The sequence below is a fragment of the Kitasatospora sp. NPDC101176 genome (assembly GCF_044768035.1).
GTDB lineage: Bacteria > Actinomycetota > Actinomycetes > Streptomycetales > Streptomycetaceae > Kitasatospora.
On record NZ_JBIWPA010000030.1, the window covers coordinates 77,254 to 94,805 of the forward strand.

The window sequence follows — 17,552 nt, forward strand, 5'->3', positions numbered from 1 at the left end:
ACCCGGCCCCGCACCCGGCGCCGGCCCCGGCTCCGCACCCGCACCCGCACCCGCACCCGCACCCGCACCCGCACCAGGCTCCGCACCCGGAGCGGGCCCCGCCCTCAGAGCCAGCCCCGCTCCCGGGCCGCCATCCCGGCCTGGAAGCGGGTGGTGGCGCCCAGCGAGCGCATCAGGCTCTGCAGCCGCCGCTGGGTGGTCCGGGCGCTCCAGCCGAGCGACCGCGCGATCGACTCGTCGGTGAGGCCGGCCGCCAGCAGGCCCAGCAGCTTGCGGTGGTCGGCCTCCGGCTCCAGCCCGGCGTCGCCGGTGCCGATCGCGGCCTGCAGCTGCACGGCCCGCTCCCACTCGGCCTCGAACAGCGTGTCCAGCGCCTGGAGCAGCGCGGAGGGGTGGATGACGTACGCGGCGTCGAGGACGCTGTCGCCCACGCTGATCGGGATGATCGCCATCCGGTCGTCCGACATGATCATCTTCATCGGCAGGGACGGCCGGACCCTCGCCTCCTCGCCGTCCGCCACCCCGGCCAGGATGTTCCGCTCCAGTCGCCCGGGCCAGGCCACCGCGTCCCGGTCGTAGATCGTCCGCAGCCGCAGGCCCTCGCGCAGCCGCCGCCGCTGCAGGGGGATCGGCGCCACCGGGTCCTGGATGTACGGCGGACGGTCGAAGCCGCGGACCTGGTACTGGCTGGTCTCGGTGATGTGCTCCAGGCGCTGCGCGATCGCCTCGCCGCCGGTCAGCACCTCCACCGAGTGCGCCGGGTCGGTGTACCGCGAGGCCTCCCGGAAGGCGTCCATCAGACGGTGCATCTCGGCCCGGGCGTGCCGCAGTTCGGACTCCCGGTGGCCTATCAGGGTGCCGATCGCGACGTCGGGGGCGACCGGCAGGAAGCGGTGCCGGTCCACCGGGGCCCGGGTCGCCATGCCCTGCTGCGCGAGCCGGTCCAGGGCCCGCGCGCTCTGCTGGAGCGTCAGGCCGCAGCTCTCGGCCAGCTCCTCCGCGGTGGACTGCGGATTGGCCACCAGCGCCGCGTAGACCTGCCCGTCCGGCTCGGCGAGTCCCAGTGCGCTGAGTGGTGCATCCGACACGACGCCGTCTCCCCCGTTCGCCCCCCACCGGCGCACGACCTGGCGCAGTCCCGCCACGGGGCGGGCGGTGGTCCGGTGGCCATCCTCTGCCACGGATCATGACGCTGACAAGGCCGTGACCAGGGGTGCGGCCCGGCTCACAGCCCACCCCCGACGAACGGCCGAGGGCCTCCCCGCCACTCGGCGGGGAGGCCCTCGGAGGAGACCGCGGTGGAGACCGCGGGCACGGCTGCGGTCTACAGACCGACCTCGCGCATCAGCTGACCGACCTCGGGGTTGGTCAGGCGGCGCAGCCAGCCCGACTTCTGGTCGCCCAGGGCGATCGGGCCGAAGTGGGTGCGCACCAGCTTCTCGACCGGGAAGCCGGCCTCGGCCAGCATCCGGCGGACGATGTGCTTGCGGCCCTCGTGCAGGGTCACCTCGACCAGGTAGTTCTTGCCGACGTTGGAGACCACCTTGAAGCTGTCGGCGCGCGCGTAGCCGTCCTCCAGCTCGATGCCCTGGGCCAGCTGCTTGCCCAGGTCACGCGGGATCGGCCCCTGGATGGCGGCCAGGTAGGTCTTGGTCACGCCGTACCGCGGGTGGGTGAGGCGGTGGGCCAGCTCACCGTGGTTGGTGAGCAGGATGATGCCCTCGGTCTCGGTGTCCAGGCGGCCGACGTGGAACAGCCGGGTCTCCCGGTTGGTCACGTAGTCGCCGAGGCACTGGCGCCCGTCCGGGTCCTCCATGGTGGAGACCACGCCGGCCGGCTTGTTGAGCGCGAAGAAGAGGTACGACTGGGTGGCGACGGTCAGGCCGTCCACCTTGATCTCGTCGTTCTGCGGGTCGACCCGCTTGCCCTGCTCGGTGACGAGTCGGCCGTTGACCTCGACGCGGCCCTGCTCGATCAGCTCCTCGCAGGCGCGGCGGCTGCCGATGCCGGCCCGGGCCAGCACCTTCTGCAGACGCTCGCCCTCGGGCTCGCCGAAGGTCTTCGGCAGCTTGACCGCGGGCTTGTCGTGGCGGGCGAGGACGGCGTCCTCGATCTTCGCCTGCAGCTCGCGCGAGCGCTGCGGCTGACGGCGCGGGTCGCCCGGGGCGCCCTGGCCCTCACGGCGCGGGCGCGGGGCCGGGCCGGGGCGCCGGCCGGCGAAGCCGCCGCGGGCGGGGGTGGCGTTGGGGCCGCCGCCGTACTCGGGGCGGTCGTAGCGCCGCTCCTCGGGCCGCAGCGGGCGGTCCGGGTACCGGCGGTCGTCGCGGCGGTCGTCCCTGCGGTCGTCGCGGCGCCCGTCGCGCCCGGACGCACCGGAACCGCCCCGCGAACCGGAGCCGCCGCCGTACGAGCCGCCCCGCGAACCGGAGCCGCCACCGTACGAACCGCCGCCGTACGAACCGCCCCGCGAACCGGACGCGGACCCGCCGCGACCGCCGCCACCGCCACCGCCGTACGAACCTCCGCGCGAGCCCGAGCCCGAGCCGCCGCGGCCGCCGCCGCTGCCGCCTCCGTAGGAGCCGCCGCCCCGGCCCCCGCCCTGTCCGCCGCGACCGCTGCCGCCGCCGCTGCTGTTCCTGCCGTTGCCACTGCTACGCATCAAAGTGTCCGTACGTCGTTCCGTCTGGGATGTGCGGTCGTTTCGGCCGACCTCACCGCCCCCTACCGATCAGGCGCAGCCCGACCGGCCTCGCCACTGCCGTCCACGGCCTGCACGGCAGCGGCGGCGACCGCCTCCGCGATCATCGTGCCCTCCAGGGACTCCGCTTCCACGTCGTCGACCTCGGGCAGGAAGGGAGCGAGCTCCGGCAGCTCATCCAGGCCGCGGAGCCCCATCCGTTCCAGGAAGTAGTTCGTCGTCCGATACAGGATCGCACCTGTTTCGGGCTCGGATCCGGCCTCTTCCACCAGTCCTCGCTGTACCAGGGTACGCATCACGCCGTCACAGTTCACACCACGGACGGCGGAAACCCGGGATCTGGACACCGGCTGCCGGTAGGCGACGACCGCCAGGGTCTCCAGCGCGGCCTGCGTCAGACGGGCCTGCTGGCCGTCCAGCAGGAAGCGGTCGACGGCCGGGGCGCAGGTGTCACGGCTGTAGAACCGCCACCCGCCGGCGACCAGCCGCAGGTCGAACCCCCGGCCCTGGGCGGTGTACTCGGCGGACAGCTCGCGCAGCGCCGCGGCCACCGCCGCCCGGGGGCGCGCCAGCACCCCGGCCAGCCGGTCCTCGGTGGCCGGCTCGTCGACGACCATCAGGATCGCCTCCAGTTCGGCCCTGAGCCCGGCCGCGGTGAGCCCCTCGTCCGCGGCGGCGGCCGGGGCCTGCGCCACGGCCGGTCCGGCGCTCCGGTCCGCCGCCGACGCACCGGAAGTCGACGGAGCCGACTTCTGGTGCACGACCTGCTGCCCGGCCTGGCCACCGGCCCGGGGCACCACCCGCACCCCGCCGTCCGGCCCCACCGCGCCCGTCCCCACCAGCCGCGCCGGCGCCCCGCCCGCGCCCGACTCCGCCACCGGACCCGGCTCCGGCTCAGGAGCCGCCACCGGCTCCGGCAGCAGCTCGAAGGCCGGCTCCAGCCACTCCTGCGCCCGCGGCCGCCCCGGCAGCCCGAGCGGGCGCCGCGCCGGCCGCCCGCCGCCCTCGTTCCCGCCCGTACCCGTGCCCGTGCCCGAACCCATCAGCGCCCGTCCTCCTCGCCCCGGCCCGCGGCCGCGGCCCGTTCCGCCGCCGCGGCCTCGCCCGCCGGCCGGTCGAACTCGTCCGTCACCGCCACCTCACCCCGTTCCGTCCCGGCCACCCAGCACACCAGCAGCTCGCCCAGCGCCTCCGGCTGCTCGAAGGCCAGCACCCGTTCCCGGTACAGCTCCAGCAGCGCCAGGAACCGGGCGACCACCACCAGGGTGTCCGGCGCGTCCTCGACGAGCCGCTGGAAGGACGCCTCGCCGAGCTCGGTGAGCAGCGCCACCACCAGCCCGGCCTGCTCCCGCACGCTGACCGGCGGGGTGTGGATGTGGTCGACGTACACCACCGGCTTCGGCCTGGGCTCCATGGCCTTGGCCGCCAGCTGCGCGAGCCGCTCCGGCCCGATGCCGAGGACCACCTCGGGCAGCAGCTCGGCGTGCCGGGGCTCCAGCCCGACGGTGCGCGGGCGCCGCGCCAGCTCGGCGGCCCAGCGCTCGCCGAACAGGGCCGCCGCCCGCTTGTACGCCCGGTACTGCAGCAGCCGGGCGAACAGCAGGTCGCGGGCCTCGAGCAGGGCGAGGTCCTCCTCGTCCTCGACCTCGGCGGCGGGCAGCAGCCGGGCGGCCTTGAGGTCGAGCAGGGTGGCGGCGACGACCAGGAACTCGGTCGCCGCGTCCAGGTCCCAGTCCGGGCCCATCGCCCGGATGTGCGCCATGAAGTCGTCCGTGACGGTGGCCAGCGCCACCTCGGTCACGTCGAGCCGGTGCTTGGCGATGAGGCTGAGCAGCAGGTCGAAGGGGCCCTCGAAGTTGTCCAGCCGCACCCGGAAGCCGCCCCGCGGGGCCTCCTCGGAGGCGTTCCCCGACCCCCTCGGGGGCACGTCCGGGGACGGCTCGGGGGGCACGCCCGCAGGCGCGTCCACGGGGGTGGCGGGTGGTTCGGCGGTGCTCGGCATGGCGGTCCATCTTCACCCGCGCCGCCCGCCCGGCCGGCCCCGGGGGCGCCGACACGCCGCGGCGGCGGGCCCGCCGCCGGACCGGGCGAGGGGCACCACCCGCGCGAGCTCGTACGAACGCGGCGGCCGGCCGACCCGGCGGACGCGGGCGCCGCGGTACAGCCGCCCACCGGACGACGAGCAGAGCAGAGCGGAACAGAGCGGAGCGGACGGCGGCCGCACCGCCGACTGCGCGCCCCGAGCACCGCGGACCGCGGGCCACACCACCGAACCGCCGGAACGCCCGGCAGCGGGCCGTCAGGGGCCGGAGGGCGGGCGGACCGGCCCGGGAGGCCGGGGCGGGGCCCCGAGGGCCCTCAGGGGCGGCTACCGCCCGCGCAGCCGCCGCACCAGGATGGAGGCCTCGCCGCGCTGCTCCAGGTCCGCCAGGACGACCGCGATGGCCTCCCGGACGATCCGCCCGCGGTCCACGGCCAGGCCGTGCTCGCCGCGCAGCACCAGCCGGGTGTGCTCCAGGTCCATGAGCTCCTCGGCGGACACGTACACGGTGATCTTCTCGTCGTGCCGCTCGCGCCCGCTGGGGCGGCGCGGCGCGCGGCCGCGCGGCCGGGCGCGCCCGGCGGTGCCCGGCGCCTCCTCGGCGGTGCCGGCGTGCTGGCGGCCGCCCGGCGCGGGGGCTGCTGCGCGGCCGCCGGCGGCGGCCTGCGCGGCCCCCGGGGAGCCCGCCGGTGCGGCGGACCGCTGGACGGGCGGCTGCGCGGGTGCCGGCACGGAGGCCGGCTGCTGGTCCTGGGACGGCCTGCGTCCGGCCCCGCCGGCGCGCTGGGCGTCCTGCGTGCCGTTGGCGTCCTGGGTGCCCTCGGCGCCGTCCTGCCCGTCCGTGCCGCCGGCGTTCCGCGCGGTCTCCGGTCTGGATGCCTCGGCGGCCGGACGCGGCGCGAGGGACGGCGACAGCGCCATCCCGCCGGTGGTCCGGAACAGCTCGTCGGCACCCGGGAGACTCACTCGGCGGGGCGGCACCGGTCGAGCACCTCCCTGGCGAGCTGGCGGTAGGCGGCGGCGCCGACCGAGTTGGTCGCGTACGTCGTGATCGGCTCGCCGGCGACGGTGGTCTCGGGGAAGCGCACGGTCCGCCCGATGACGGTGTGGAAGACGTGCTCGCCGAACGCCTCGACGACGCGCGCCAGCACCTCACGGCTGTGCACGGTGCGCGAGTCGTACATGGTGGCGAGGATGCCGTCCAGGCGCAGCTCGGGGTTGAGTCGCTCGCACACCTTCTCGATGGTCTCGGTCAGCAGCGCGACGCCGCGCAGCGCGAAGAACTCGCACTCGAGCGGGACGATGACGCTGTGAGCGGCCGTCAGCGCATTGACCGTCAGCAGGCCCAGCGAGGGCTGGCAGTCGATGATGACGTAGTCGTAGTCGGGCAGCAGCGGCTTCAGGGCGCGCGCCAGCGCGGACTCCCGGGCCACCTCGCTGACCAGCTGCACCTCGGCCGCGGAGAGGTCGATGTTGGACGGCAGCAGGTCCATGCCCGGCACGGCCGTCTTGAGCAGCACCTCATCGGCCGTCAGGCCCCGCTCCATGAGCAGGTTGTAGACGGTGACGTCGAGCTCCATCGGGTTGACGCCCAGTCCGACGGAGAGCGCGCCCTGCGGGTCGAAGTCGACGAGCAGCACCCGGCGGCCGTACTCGGCGAGCGCGGCACCCAGGTTGATGGTCGACGTGGTCTTGCCGACGCCGCCCTTCTGGTTGCACATCGCGATGATCTGGGCGGGGCCGTGCTCGGCGACCGGCGCGGGGATCGGGAAGTACGGCAGCGGGCGGCCGGTCGGGCCGACCCGCTCGCGGCGCTGGCGGGCGGCGTCCGGGGCCAGCGTGGCGGCGTACTCCGGATCCGGCTCGTACTCGGCGTCCGGGTCGTCGTAGGCGCCGTAGGCGAAGTCGCCGTAGCCCACTCCGTAGGCCGCCAAGTCGGTGTCGTGTTCGGTCACCGTGGTCACCTGTGCTGTGTTCTGGCGTGCTTCGAAGGTACGGAGTGCGACCGAGCCGACCTCGGCCGAGCCCACGGTGGCCTGCCGGGCCCCGGGCTCCTCACTCGGCTGGCCGGCGGTGCGCTCCGCCAGTCCTGGCTGACCACCCCCGGGAGCAAATGTCGACTCATTCACAAGTCGTCTTACCTCCTTGGGCATCCAGGACTCTATGTCGATTCGTCAGCGTGGCAGCATGCCGACGGTTTGCGACTCTAGGCCGTTCCAGGCGTTCGCAGCAACACAATCCACGGTAGTGGGCAGGATGTGTCGACTATCAGGCGGGCCGATGTCAAGGGATGAGTGGGCCGTTGACCCTAACGTTTCTGCGGTCGGGTGACGCGACCCACGGAAATTGACGACAGAGCGACCCGCCCGCTCCCCCGCCCGTTCACGGGCACGGCGAAGCCCCCGGCCCGGGGGGAGAGGGTCGGGGGCGAAGGACCGCCGGGCGGTCTGGTGGATCAGGCGAGCACGCTCTCCAGGGAGACCGACTCCAGGCCGAAGGCCTCGGCCACGGCGGGGAAGGTGATCTGGCCCTCGTGGACGTTCAGGCCCTTGGCGAGCGCCGGGTCGCGGCGCAGCGCCTCCTTCCAACCGCGGTTGGCCAGCTCGACGACGTAGGGCATCGTCGCGTTGGTCAGCGCGTAGGTGGAGGTGTTCGGGACGGCGCCCGGCATGTTGGCCACGCAGTAGAAGACCGAGTTGTGGACCTGGAAGGTCGGCTCGGCGTGCGTGGTCGGGTGCGAGTCCTCGAAGCAGCCGCCCTGGTCGATGGCGATGTCGACGAGCACGGAGCCCGGCTTCATGCGGGAGACCAGCTCGTTGGTGACGAGCTTCGGGGCCTTGGCGCCCGGGATCAGCACCGCGCCGATGACCAGGTCGGCCTCGATGACGGCCTTCTCCAGCTCGAAGGTGTTGGAGACGATGGCCTTGATCTTCGTGCCGAAGATGCGGTCGGCCTCGCGCAGCTTGTTGATGTCGCGGTCGAGCAGGGTCACGTCGTAGCCCATGCCGATGGCGATGGTGGCCGCGTGCCAGCCGGAGACGCCACCGCCGATGACGACGGCCTTCGCCGGGTGGGTGCCGGGCACGCCGCCCGGCAGCACGCCGCGGCCGCCGGCCGGGCGCATCAGGTGGTACGAGCCGACCTGCGGGGCCAGCCGGCCCGCGACCTCGGACATCGGGGCGAGCAGCGGCAGGGCGCCGTTGCCGAGCTGCACGGTCTCGTACGCGATGGCGGTGGTGCCGGAGGCGACCAGCGCGTCGGTGCCGGCACGGTCGGCCGCGAGGTGCAGGTACGTGAAGAGGGTCTGGCCCTTCCGCAGCCGGTGGTACTCGGAGGCGATGGGCTCCTTGACCTTCAGCAGCAGGTCGGCGGTGGCCCACACCTCGTCGGCGGTGGGGAGGATGGTGGCGCCGGCGGCCACGTACTCCTCGTTGGGGATCGAGGAGCCGACACCGGCGTTGTCCTCGATGTAGACCTCGTGTCCGTTGCGGACCAGCTCATGCACGCCGGCGGGCGTGATGGCCACGCGGTACTCGTGGTTCTTGACCTCGCGGGGGATGCCGACCTTCACGGCTAAACACGTCCTCTTGCCATGGGGGTCCCTACCGGAGAAGACCGGCGGGCGACGCGCACGTGGGGAAGCCTCCGGGGCAGCCCGGGGCATGGATCGCTGCGCGACTGAGTTCGAGTGTAATGAAGCCCAGTCGGCGTGTCAGCCTTCCAAAGTGAATAAATCTGCCGAACACATTGGCAGGTTCGTAGGCTTCCCCTGCGATCTTCCCGCCAAAAGCGTATGAACCGGGCATCTTCGACAATACCCCCTAAAGGCCTCTCACCACCCGGCGTCGACGCGTTCCCGCAGGTCCGCCAGGGCGGCGCCGACGGCCTCCCGGCCGCGTTCGTCGCCGAGGCGGCGCAGCACCGACAGGGCCGCCCGGTACTCCCGGTCCGCCTCGTCGAACCTGCGCTGCGCGGTGTGCGCCTCGGCCACCCGGGCGAGCAGCCTCGCCTCCGCGGCCTGGTCGCCCAGCGACTGCCGCAGGCCGAGCGCCCGCCCGTACCAGTCGGCGGCGCGCACGGCGTCGCCGAGCGCCCGGTGGCAGCCGGCCGCACCCTCCAGGGCCCGCGCGCACAGCGGCTCGTCGTCGGCCGTCCGGGCGTGCTCCAGGGCGGCCCGGTAGTGCGCACCGGCCTGCTCCCAGCGGCCCGCCGCCACCTGGAGGTCCCCCAGGTTGAGCAGCGCCGCCGAGGCCCGGCGCGGCTTGCCGTGCCGTTCGGCGACGGTCAGCACCAGCTCGTGCAGCCGGTAGAGGTCCGCGGGGGCCGCGGCGCCGGTCAGCGGCAGGGCCCGCAGCAGGGCCGTGACCAGCCGGCCGGCCGAGCCGTCCAGGTCGCCCTGGCCGATCGCGTCGGCGACCGCGCCGAGCAACAGGTCCCGCTCCCCGAGCAGCCACTCCCGGGCGTGCCCGGCCGAGCCGAGCCGCAGCGGGGCGGGCAGCGGGTCGGGGGCGGGGCCGCCCGCCGGGTCCAGCAGGGCGCGCGCCGACTCGGTGAGGCGCACCAGCCGCTCCAGCAGCCGGGCCCGGGCGAGTTCGGTCTCGGCCGGCCGGTCCTCCCGCTCCCGCAGCCGGACGAGCCGCGGGTAGAGCCGGCCGGGCACCCGGTAGCGCGGGCTGCCGTCGGCGGCCGGGGCCTCCTTCCCGAGCAGCTCGTGCTCGGCCAGCGCCGCCAGCGTCGCGGCCGCCTCCGGCGCCGGGCAGCCGACCAGGGCCGAGGCGGTGCGCGGGTCGGCGGTCTGCGCCGGGGCGAGGGTGAGGGCGCGCAGCATCCGCGCCTGGGCCGCCGGGAGCGTGCCGTACAGCAGGGTGAACGCGCCGATCAGCGGGTCGTTGTCGGGAACGGGCACCGGCTCGGCCGGCTCCGGCCCGGGCTTGACCCAGGACGCCTGGTCCCCGGCGGCGGTACCGGCCAGGGGCTCCTCCGCCGGCCGGGCGGCGCCCGCGGACTTCTCCGGCTCCCGGTCCTTGGGCTGCTTGCGGCGGTCCCCGGGCTTCCGGGGCTGCCCGGACCGCTCGGCCTTCCCCGGCCTCCCGGACTCCCCCGGGGCACCCACGGCGCCCTCAGCACCCGCGGTGCCCGCGATTCCCCCGGTTCCGGGAGCCGGCGCGGCCCCCTCGGCCGCCACCGCCGCGCTCCCCACCGCCGTCTCCGTCCCCCCGGCCGCCCCGCCCTGGCGCCCGCCCTTCCGCTTCGGCGCCGCCCCCCGCTCCGACTCCTCGCCGACCACCCGGGTGAGCTCGGCCGCCGCCTCGGTGACCGCCGCCTTCGGGTTGCCGCGCAGCCACCCGGCCATCAGCCGCAGCGCGGCCGGGCGCGCCGCGCACGCCTCCGCCAGATCGGCCCCGCCGACCGGGTCGCAGGAGATCCTGGTACCGCCGACCAGGTCGGCGAGCAACTCGCCGGAGGCCTGCCGGTCGAGCCCGCCGAGGATCACCGGGTCGATGTCCTCGATCCCGGTGAGCGGTCCGGCGGTGGTGGCGAGCACCAGGCAGCCCGGCTCGTCCGCGAGCAGCGGCCACAGCTGCCCGGCGTCGCGGACGTCGTCCAGGACCACCAGCACCCGGCGGCCGGCCAGCGCCTCGCGCAGCGCCACGCAGGCCGGTTCGTCCCGCCCGTCCCCGACGGCCCCGGGCAGCGGCACCGGGGCCTCGGGGTCGAGCTGCTCCAGCAGCAGCCGGGCGGCCCGGGCGGGCGGCACCCGGCCGCCGTCGGCCGCGGACAGGCGCGCGAAGAGCACGCCGTCGGGGTGGTCGGCGGCGACGGTGCGGGCGAAGCGGGCCGCCAGCGCGGTGCGTCCGGAGCCGGGGCGCCCGGCCAGCACCAGCACCGTGCTGCGGCCGCTGGCCGGGCGGGCCGCGGCCGCCCGCAGTGCGGCCAGTTCGGCCCGCCGCCCGACGAACAGCGCGGGCCCGGCCGGCAGCCGGTCCAGGCCGGGGACGGCCCCGGGGGGCGCGTCGGGGCCGGGGTCCATCGTCGCCGTCTTCCTCGCCACCCGTGCCACTCCCGACGTCATCCGGCGCTCCGCGGGGGCGGCCCGGGACGGGCGCCCTGTCTGCGAAGCGTAGTTCGACCGTCCGGCTCAGCCGAGGTGACATCCGGTCGTACGAACCGGTAAATCACCCCCGTGGATCAACCGCGGCGCGGCCGCGGGCGGCCGGGCCGTTCGCTCACGCCTCGAAGGGCCGGGCCGGCCAGGGCGAGTCCGCCGGGCGCAGCGCGTCCAGTCCGTCCGCCCCGGTGAGGGCGGCGTGCAGGGCGAGGGTGCCGGTGATCAGGGTCGGGTTGTGCAGCAGCCCGGCCTGGATCAGCCGGATCAGCTCCGGCACCGGCACCCAGGCGACCTCGATCTCCTGCTCCTCGCCGTGCGCCTCGTAGCGCTCGCCCTCGGCGGCCGAGAGGTCGGTGGCGAGGAACATCCGCAGCGCCTCGTCGGTGCCGCCCGGGGAGGTGTAGAAGTCCACCAGGACGCGCCAGGTGTCGGCGCAGCAGTGTGCCTCCTCGAACAGCTCGCGCCGGGCGGCGTGCCACGGGTTCTCGCCGGGCACGTCCAGCAGCCCGGCCGGCAGCTCCCAGAGGCGGTGGCGGACGGGGTGGCGGTACTGCCGCAGGACGAGCACCCGCTCCTTGTCGTCCAGGGCGAGCACGGAGACCGAGCCCGGGTGGGTCTGGTAGTCACGGCGGGCCCAGCTGCCGTCGGGCATCCGGACCTCCTCGCTGCGCACTCCGGTGACCTTGCCCTGGAACGGCGTCCGGCTCTCCCGGACCTCCCACTCCTCGGCCGCGTCGGCGATCACCAGGTCGCTCTGCTCGTCCATCGCTCTCCCCTTTTCGTCAGTACGACACAATCTAACGCCGGACGGCGGCCCCGCGGGAATCGCGGGGCCGCCGTCCGGTGAACGACCGACGATTACTCGGCAGTGGCGGTCTTGATCTCGATGGCGGCCTTGACCAGGCCCGCGAACAGCGGGTGCGGGCGGGTCGGGCGGGACTTCAGCTCCGGGTGGGCCTGGGTGGCGACCAGGTACGGGTGCACCTCGCGGGGGTACTCGACGTACTCCACCAGGTCGCCCTTGGGCGAGAGGCCGGAGAACTGCAGACCGGTCTTCTCGAGGTCCGCGCGGTACGCGTTGTTGACCTCGTAGCGGTGGCGGTGACGCTCCTCGACGTACTGCTCGCCGGCGTAGACCTCGCGCACGATGGAGCCCTCGGCGAGCTTGGCCGGGTACAGGCCCAGGCGCATGGTGCCGCCCAGGTCGCCCTTGCCGTCGACGATGGCCAGCTGCTCGGCCATGGTGGAGACGACCGGGTGCTTGGCCGCGGCGTCGAACTCGGTGGAGTTCGCCTCGGGCAGGCCGGCCAGGTTGCGGGCCGCCTCGATCACGACGCACTGCAGGCCCAGGCAGAGGCCGAGCAGCGGGACCTTGTTCTCGCGGGCGTAGGTGATGGCGCCGACCTTGCCGTTGACGCCGCGGTCGCCGAAGCCGCCGGGGATGCAGATCGCGTCCACGTCTCCGAGCTGCTCCCGGGCGCCCTCGGGGGTCTCGCAGTCGTCCGAGGTGACCCACTTGATCTCGACCCGGGCGTTGTTGGCGAAGCCGCCGGCGCGCAGCGCCTCGGTCACCGACAGGTAGGCGTCCGGGAGGTCGATGTACTTGCCGACCAGCGCGACCTTGACGATGTGCTGCGGCTCGTGAACGCGGCGCAGCAGGTCGTCCCAGGTGGTCCAGTCGACGTCGCGGAACGGCAGGTCGAGCCTGCGCACCACGTAGGCGTCCAGGCCCTCGCCGTGCAGGACCTTGGGGATGTCGTAGATCGACTTGGCGTCGATGGCCGCGACCACGGCCTCCTCGTCCACGTCGCACATCAGCGAGATCTTGCGCTTGATGGCCTGCGGGACCTCGCGGTCGGCGCGCAGCACGACGGCGTCGGGCTGGATGCCGATGTTGCGCAGCGCGGCGACGGAGTGCTGGGTGGGCTTGGTCTTCAGCTCGCCCGAGGGGCCGATGTACGGCAGCAGGGAGACGTGCACGAAGAACACGTTGTCCCGGCCGACCTCGTGGCGGACCTGGCGGACGGCCTCCAGGAACGGCAGCGACTCGATGTCGCCGACGGTGCCGCCGACCTCGGTGATCACCACGTCGACGTCCTCGGTCGCCATCCGGCGGATCCGGGACTTGATCTCGTTGGTGATGTGCGGGATGACCTGGACGGTGTCGCCCAGGTACTCGCCGCGGCGCTCCTTGGCGATGACCGTGGAGTACACCTGGCCGGTGGTGACGTTGGCCGAGCCGTGCAGGTTCGTGTCGAGGAACCGCTCGTAGTGGCCGATGTCCAGGTCGGTCTCGGCGCCGTCGTCGGTGACGAAGACCTCACCGTGCTGGAACGGGTTCATGGTGCCCGGGTCCACGTTGAGGTACGGGTCGAGCTTCTGCATCGTCACGCGCAGGCCGCGGGCCTTGAGCAGCGCGCCGAGGCTGGAGGCGGTGAGGCCCTTGCCGAGCGACGAGGCGACACCCCCGGTGACGAAGAGGTGCTTGGTCGTCACGGCGCGGCCGTTCGCTGCCTTGCCGGAATGGGGCTGTGCCAAGAGGGGGCTCCCGTGGGTCGCGTGTCGAAGGTGACGTGGTGGGAGGCTCGCGGCTCGCCTGGCGACGGGAGGCCGGTGCGGAGCACGGCGCTCGGAGGGTCGTCGATTCGGCTGGTCCGGGGCGTTTGATCCCACCGGTCCACGGGATACCAGGGTATCAGTGACCCGGACGGGACGCCTTCCGGCCCGCTCGCGGCACCCCGGGGGCGTACGCGGGGCGCACCACCGGCGCACCATCCGGCCCAGCAGTCACACCGGTCGCACCACGGCCGGACCGGGCCACCCCGGGGCACCCCGTTCGGGCCATGACAGCCCCTCCACCGGGACCAGCCGGGGCTGATCCGTCCGGGCCATCCTCGGCGACACCCTCGCGATGCACGGCATTTCCGCCGAATTGTGGCGCCACACGAGGCTGCGCCCGCGTGCTTCGCCCCTTTCGTCCGTCGTAAGCTGCACGGACGCATCGCCGACAGCACGAGCACGCGGAGGGCGTGGGAGCGTCAGGACACTCCCGGTCCCCGATGCGCGACCGGACCTCCCCGTAATCCAGTTCCTCCCCACCCGCTCCAGGGGCTCGACCGGGCCCCGCACGGACACTCCAGCAAGGCCCGCCACCACCCCCCGGCGGGCCGGACGTCCCGGGGTGGACCTCCGGCCCCGCAGACCGCTCGCTCCCCCGGATCGCCGTTGCGTCCTGACCACATTGCGAACTGGAGATCCACGTGGCCGGCCGTATCGAGGACTACGCACTCATCGGGGACATGCAGACCGCTGCCCTGGTCAGCAGGGACGGGGCGGTGGACTGGCTCTGCCTGCCCCGCTTCGACTCGCCGGCCGTGTTCGCCGGCCTGCTCGGCACCGATGAACACGGCTTCTGGCGGATCGGGCCGGCCGAAGCCGTCGTGAGCGAGGTCCCCGCCCCCGCCGCACCGGCCGTCGCCGCCCGCTTCACCGACACCGGCGACCTGCGGGTCCCGCCGCCCACCGCCGCCGCCCCGGCCGTCCCCGCCGACCGCCGCCGCTACCGGGGCGACTCGCTGATCCTGGAGCAGGAGTGGGACGCCCAAGGCGGCACCGTCCGGGTGATCGACTTCATGCCGCCGCGCCCGCTCGCCGGCCGCGACGCCGTCCCGCAGGTGATCCGGATCGTCGAGGGCGTCGCCGGCACCGTCCGGATGCGCTCGGCCGTGCGGATGCGCTTCTCCTACGGCCGGGTGGTCCCCTGGGTGCACCGGGTCGAGCAGGCCGACGGCGGGCACCGCACCGTCGCCGTCGCCGGGCCCGACTCGGTCTGGCTGGACGGCGAGGCCGAGACCTACGGCCGCGACCTCACCACCTACGCCGACTTCACCGTCACCGCCGGCGAGCGGATCGCCTTCGCCCTCACCTGGCAGGCCTCCCACCTGGACCCGCCCACGCCCCCGGACGCCGAGGAGATGCTCGACGCCACCGCCGACTTCTGGCACGAGTGGGCCGGCCAGTGCACCTACCAGGGCCCGTACCGCGAGGCCGTGATCCGCTCCCTGATCACCCTCAAGGGCCTCACCTACGCCCCCACCGGCGGCATCGTCGCGGCCCCCACCACCTCGCTGCCGGAGGACATCGGCGGCGAGCGCAACTGGGACTACCGCTACACCTGGCTCCGCGACGCGGCCATCACGCTCTCCTCGCTGCTGCGCACCGGCTACCGCGACGAGGCCCGCGCCTGGCGCGAGTGGCTGCTGCGGGCGGTCGCCGGCGACCCGGAGAACCTGCAGATCATGTACGGCATCGCCGGCGAGCGCGAGCTCACCGAGTCCTCGCTGGACTGGCTGCCCGGCTACGAGGGCTCCCAGCCCGTCCGGGTCGGCAACGGCGCCGCCGGCCAGCTCCAGCTCGACGTCTACGGCGAGGTCGTCGAGGCGCTGCACCTGGCCCACATGACCGGTCTGGTCCGCAACGACCACGCCCACCACCTCCAGCTGCGCCTGATCGAGTACCTGGAGGACCACTGGCAGGAGCCGGACGAGGGCATCTGGGAGGTCCGCGGCCCCCGCCGGCACTTCGTCCACTCCAAGGTGATGGCCTGGGTCGCCGTCGACCGGACGATCAAGCTGCTGGAGCAGACGCCCGAGGACGCCCCGTCCGACGAGCACCTGGAGCGCTGGCGCGGCCTGCGGGAGACCATCCACCGGGACGTCTGCGAGCGGGGCTACGACCCGGAGCGCAACACCTTCACCCAGTACTACGGGGGCAAGGAGCTGGACGCCTCGCTGCTGCTCATCCCGCAGGTCGGCTTCCTGCCGCCGGACGACAAGCGGGTGATCGGCACCATCGAGGCGATCCAGCGCGAGCTGTCCACGGAGGACGGCTTCGTGCTGCGCTACCCGACCCACGACGAGAGCGGCAACAACGTCGACGGCCTGTCCGGGCACGAAGGGGCCTTCCTGGCCTGCTCGTTCTGGCTCGCCGACGACCTCGCCATGATCGGCCGGGTGCAGGAGGCCCGCGAGCTGTTCGACCGGCTGCTCGGGCTGCGCAACGACATCGGGCTGCTCGCCGAGGAGTGGGACCCGCGGCTCAAGCGGCAGGTCGGCAACTTCCCGCAGGCCTTCAGCCACGTGCCGCTGATCGACACCGCGCTGCGGCTGACCGCCTGCGGGGGCGCCTACCTGTCCGCCCAGCCGGACGGCCTGGCGGCCGACCGGGTGGAACAGGCGACCGTCTAGGGCGTGTCTTGTGGATCTTGTCGGATAGGTCGCGGCGTCAGGGTGCGTGCATCGCAAGGCGGAGGAGGGAGTCCATGCGGAGCATCGGCGACCGACGACAACGCGGCGAGGTGCGTGCCCTGACGCCGCGACCCCGGCAGTGATCCACAAGACACGCCTTAGGGCGGCTGGCTGCGGTCCGGCCGGCCGGGGCGGCGGCCGTCAGGGCCGGCCGGGGCTCAGGCCCGCTGGACCAGCTCGTCGTAGGTGCTCAGCACCTGGGCCACGGTGGCGGCCTCGTCCGGCCAGGTCTCGGCCTGCTGCCGGCCGGCCGCCGCCAGCCGCCCGCGGCGCGCCGGGTCGGACAGCAGCTCGGCCACCGCCCGGCCGAGCGCGGCCGGGTCCCCGGCGGGCACCAGCACGGCCGCGTCGCCGACCAGTTCGGGGATCCCGCCGACGGCGGTGGCGACGACCGGCACGCCGGCCCGCATCGCCTCCTGCACGACCAGCGAGCGGGCCTCCCAGCGGCTGGAGACGACCACCGCGTCGGCGGCGGCCAGCAGGTCGGGGACGTCGGTGCGGTAGCCGAGCAGCCGTACCGGCAGCTTCTCGGCGGCCACCCGCTCGCGCAGTCCGGCCGCCTCCGGGCCGTCCCCGGCGAGCAGCAGCAGCGGCTCCGGGTCGAGTGCGGACAGTTCGCGGGTGGCGTCCAGCAGCTGCCCGAAGGCCTTCTGCGGGACGAGCCGGCCGACCGCGAGCACCAGCGGCCGGTCCGGTCCGTCACCGAGCAGGGCGGCACGGGCGGCGGCCCGGTCCAGCCGGCCCTCGGGCATCGGCGGGGCGGCCACCGGGCCGAGCCGGGCGTCGGTGGCCCCCAGCTCACGGGCCCGGGCGACGAGGTCGGAGGAGGCGCCGAGGACGAGGTCGGCGGCACGCGCCACCCGGCGCTCCATCAGCCGCTGCAGCCGGCGCTCCATGCCGGTGGCCAGCAGCGCGTGGTGCGAGGTGACCACCAGCGGGGTCTCCGGGCGCAGGCCGGGGAAGCGGCCGGCGGTGCGCAGCGCGAGGTCGGAGAGCAGCCCGGCGCGCAGCCCGTGCGCGTGGACGACGTCGGCACCGGTGAAGGCCCGGCGCAGTTCGCCGATCGCGGTGGCGTCGCTGCGGGCGCCGGCGGTGGGGGTGATGTCGACGGTGTGGAACCTGGCGCCGGTGCGGGAGAAGCCGAACAGGGCGTCCGTGCCGGCCGGGGCGCAGACCGTGACGGTCACGCCGTGGGCGACCAGGCCCTGGGCGAGGGAGCGCACGTGCGCACCGATGCCGCCGGTGCTGGCGGCCAGGACGAGTACCACGTGCAGCTGCCCCGGTTCGGGGGTGGCCGCGGCGGCCCGGGCGGCGGAATGGTCCACGTTCTCTCGCATCCGACTCGATCAGGTTCGCGCGCCGCTTCCGCGAGGATTGCCCGCCGACGGCGCTCGGGAC

At 74.6% G+C, this 17,552-nt stretch carries 12 protein-coding genes; 1 reads left to right on the forward strand and 11 read right to left on the reverse strand.

Annotated features, from left to right (window positions below; translation table 11 throughout):
- Positions 1-104 precede the first annotated feature (104 nt).
- From ACIRS1_RS30700 to ACIRS1_RS30745, 10 genes are all read right to left on the reverse strand, one after another.
- On the reverse strand, positions 105-1,088 hold the full coding sequence (locus ACIRS1_RS30700; RefSeq protein ID WP_360209944.1) for a helix-turn-helix domain-containing protein: 984 nt from the start codon (positions 1,086-1,088) through the stop codon (positions 105-107).
- A gap of 236 nt (positions 1,089-1,324) precedes the next feature.
- Entirely contained in the window at positions 1,325-2,659 is a 1,335-nt protein-coding gene (locus tag ACIRS1_RS30705; RefSeq protein ID WP_402845370.1) for a pseudouridine synthase, read from the reverse strand.
- Positions 2,660-2,721: 62 nt separating this feature from the next.
- Complete coding sequence (locus tag ACIRS1_RS30710; protein ID WP_387906616.1) at positions 2,722-3,315, reverse strand: SMC-Scp complex subunit ScpB; 594 nt, start codon at positions 3,313-3,315, stop codon at positions 2,722-2,724.
- 425 nt (positions 3,316-3,740) lie between these two features.
- Positions 3,741-4,700 carry a segregation and condensation protein A gene (locus tag ACIRS1_RS30715; protein ID WP_402845371.1) on the reverse strand — a complete coding sequence of 320 codons (960 nt, stop codon included), beginning with the start codon at positions 4,698-4,700 and terminating at the stop codon, positions 3,741-3,743.
- 366 nt (positions 4,701-5,066) lie between these two features.
- A complete protein-coding gene (locus ACIRS1_RS30720) occupies positions 5,067-5,705 on the reverse strand; it encodes a hypothetical protein (protein WP_360209950.1) in 639 nt (212 codons plus the stop codon).
- Entirely contained in the window at positions 5,702-6,769 is a 1,068-nt protein-coding gene (locus tag ACIRS1_RS30725) for a ParA family protein (protein WP_387906619.1), read from the reverse strand. The genes ACIRS1_RS30720 and ACIRS1_RS30725 overlap by 4 nt, the downstream gene beginning before the upstream one ends.
- Positions 6,770-7,194: 425 nt before the next feature.
- Complete coding sequence (ald, locus tag ACIRS1_RS30730; RefSeq protein ID WP_360209954.1) at positions 7,195-8,310, reverse strand: alanine dehydrogenase; 1,116 nt, start codon at positions 8,308-8,310, stop codon at positions 7,195-7,197.
- A 261-nt stretch (positions 8,311-8,571) separates the two neighbouring features.
- Positions 8,572-10,791: an AAA family ATPase gene (locus tag ACIRS1_RS30735; RefSeq protein WP_402845373.1), complete on the reverse strand. Its 2,220-nt coding sequence runs from the start codon at positions 10,789-10,791 to the stop codon at positions 8,572-8,574.
- 175 nt (positions 10,792-10,966) lie between these two features.
- Positions 10,967-11,614: an NUDIX domain-containing protein gene (locus ACIRS1_RS30740; RefSeq protein WP_402845374.1), complete on the reverse strand. Its 648-nt coding sequence runs from the start codon at positions 11,612-11,614 to the stop codon at positions 10,967-10,969.
- Between the two features lie 92 nt (positions 11,615-11,706).
- The gene (locus tag ACIRS1_RS30745; protein WP_360209960.1) at positions 11,707-13,386 is read right to left on the reverse strand and encodes a CTP synthase; all 1,680 of its coding nucleotides are present in this window, start codon (positions 13,384-13,386) and stop codon (positions 11,707-11,709) included.
- Positions 13,387-14,108: 722 nt separating this feature from the next.
- On the opposite strand from ACIRS1_RS30745, the gene ACIRS1_RS30750 reads away from it, so the two are divergent.
- Positions 14,109-16,094 (forward strand): glycoside hydrolase family 15 protein, encoded by a 1,986-nt coding sequence (locus tag ACIRS1_RS30750; RefSeq protein ID WP_360209962.1) that lies wholly within the window; start codon positions 14,109-14,111, stop codon positions 16,092-16,094.
- A 218-nt stretch (positions 16,095-16,312) separates the two neighbouring features.
- Here the strand turns inward: ACIRS1_RS30750 and ACIRS1_RS30755 are convergent, their stop codons facing one another.
- A complete protein-coding gene (locus ACIRS1_RS30755; protein ID WP_360209964.1) occupies positions 16,313-17,491 on the reverse strand; it encodes a glycosyltransferase family 4 protein in 1,179 nt (392 codons plus the stop codon).
- Positions 17,492-17,552 lie beyond the last annotated feature (61 nt).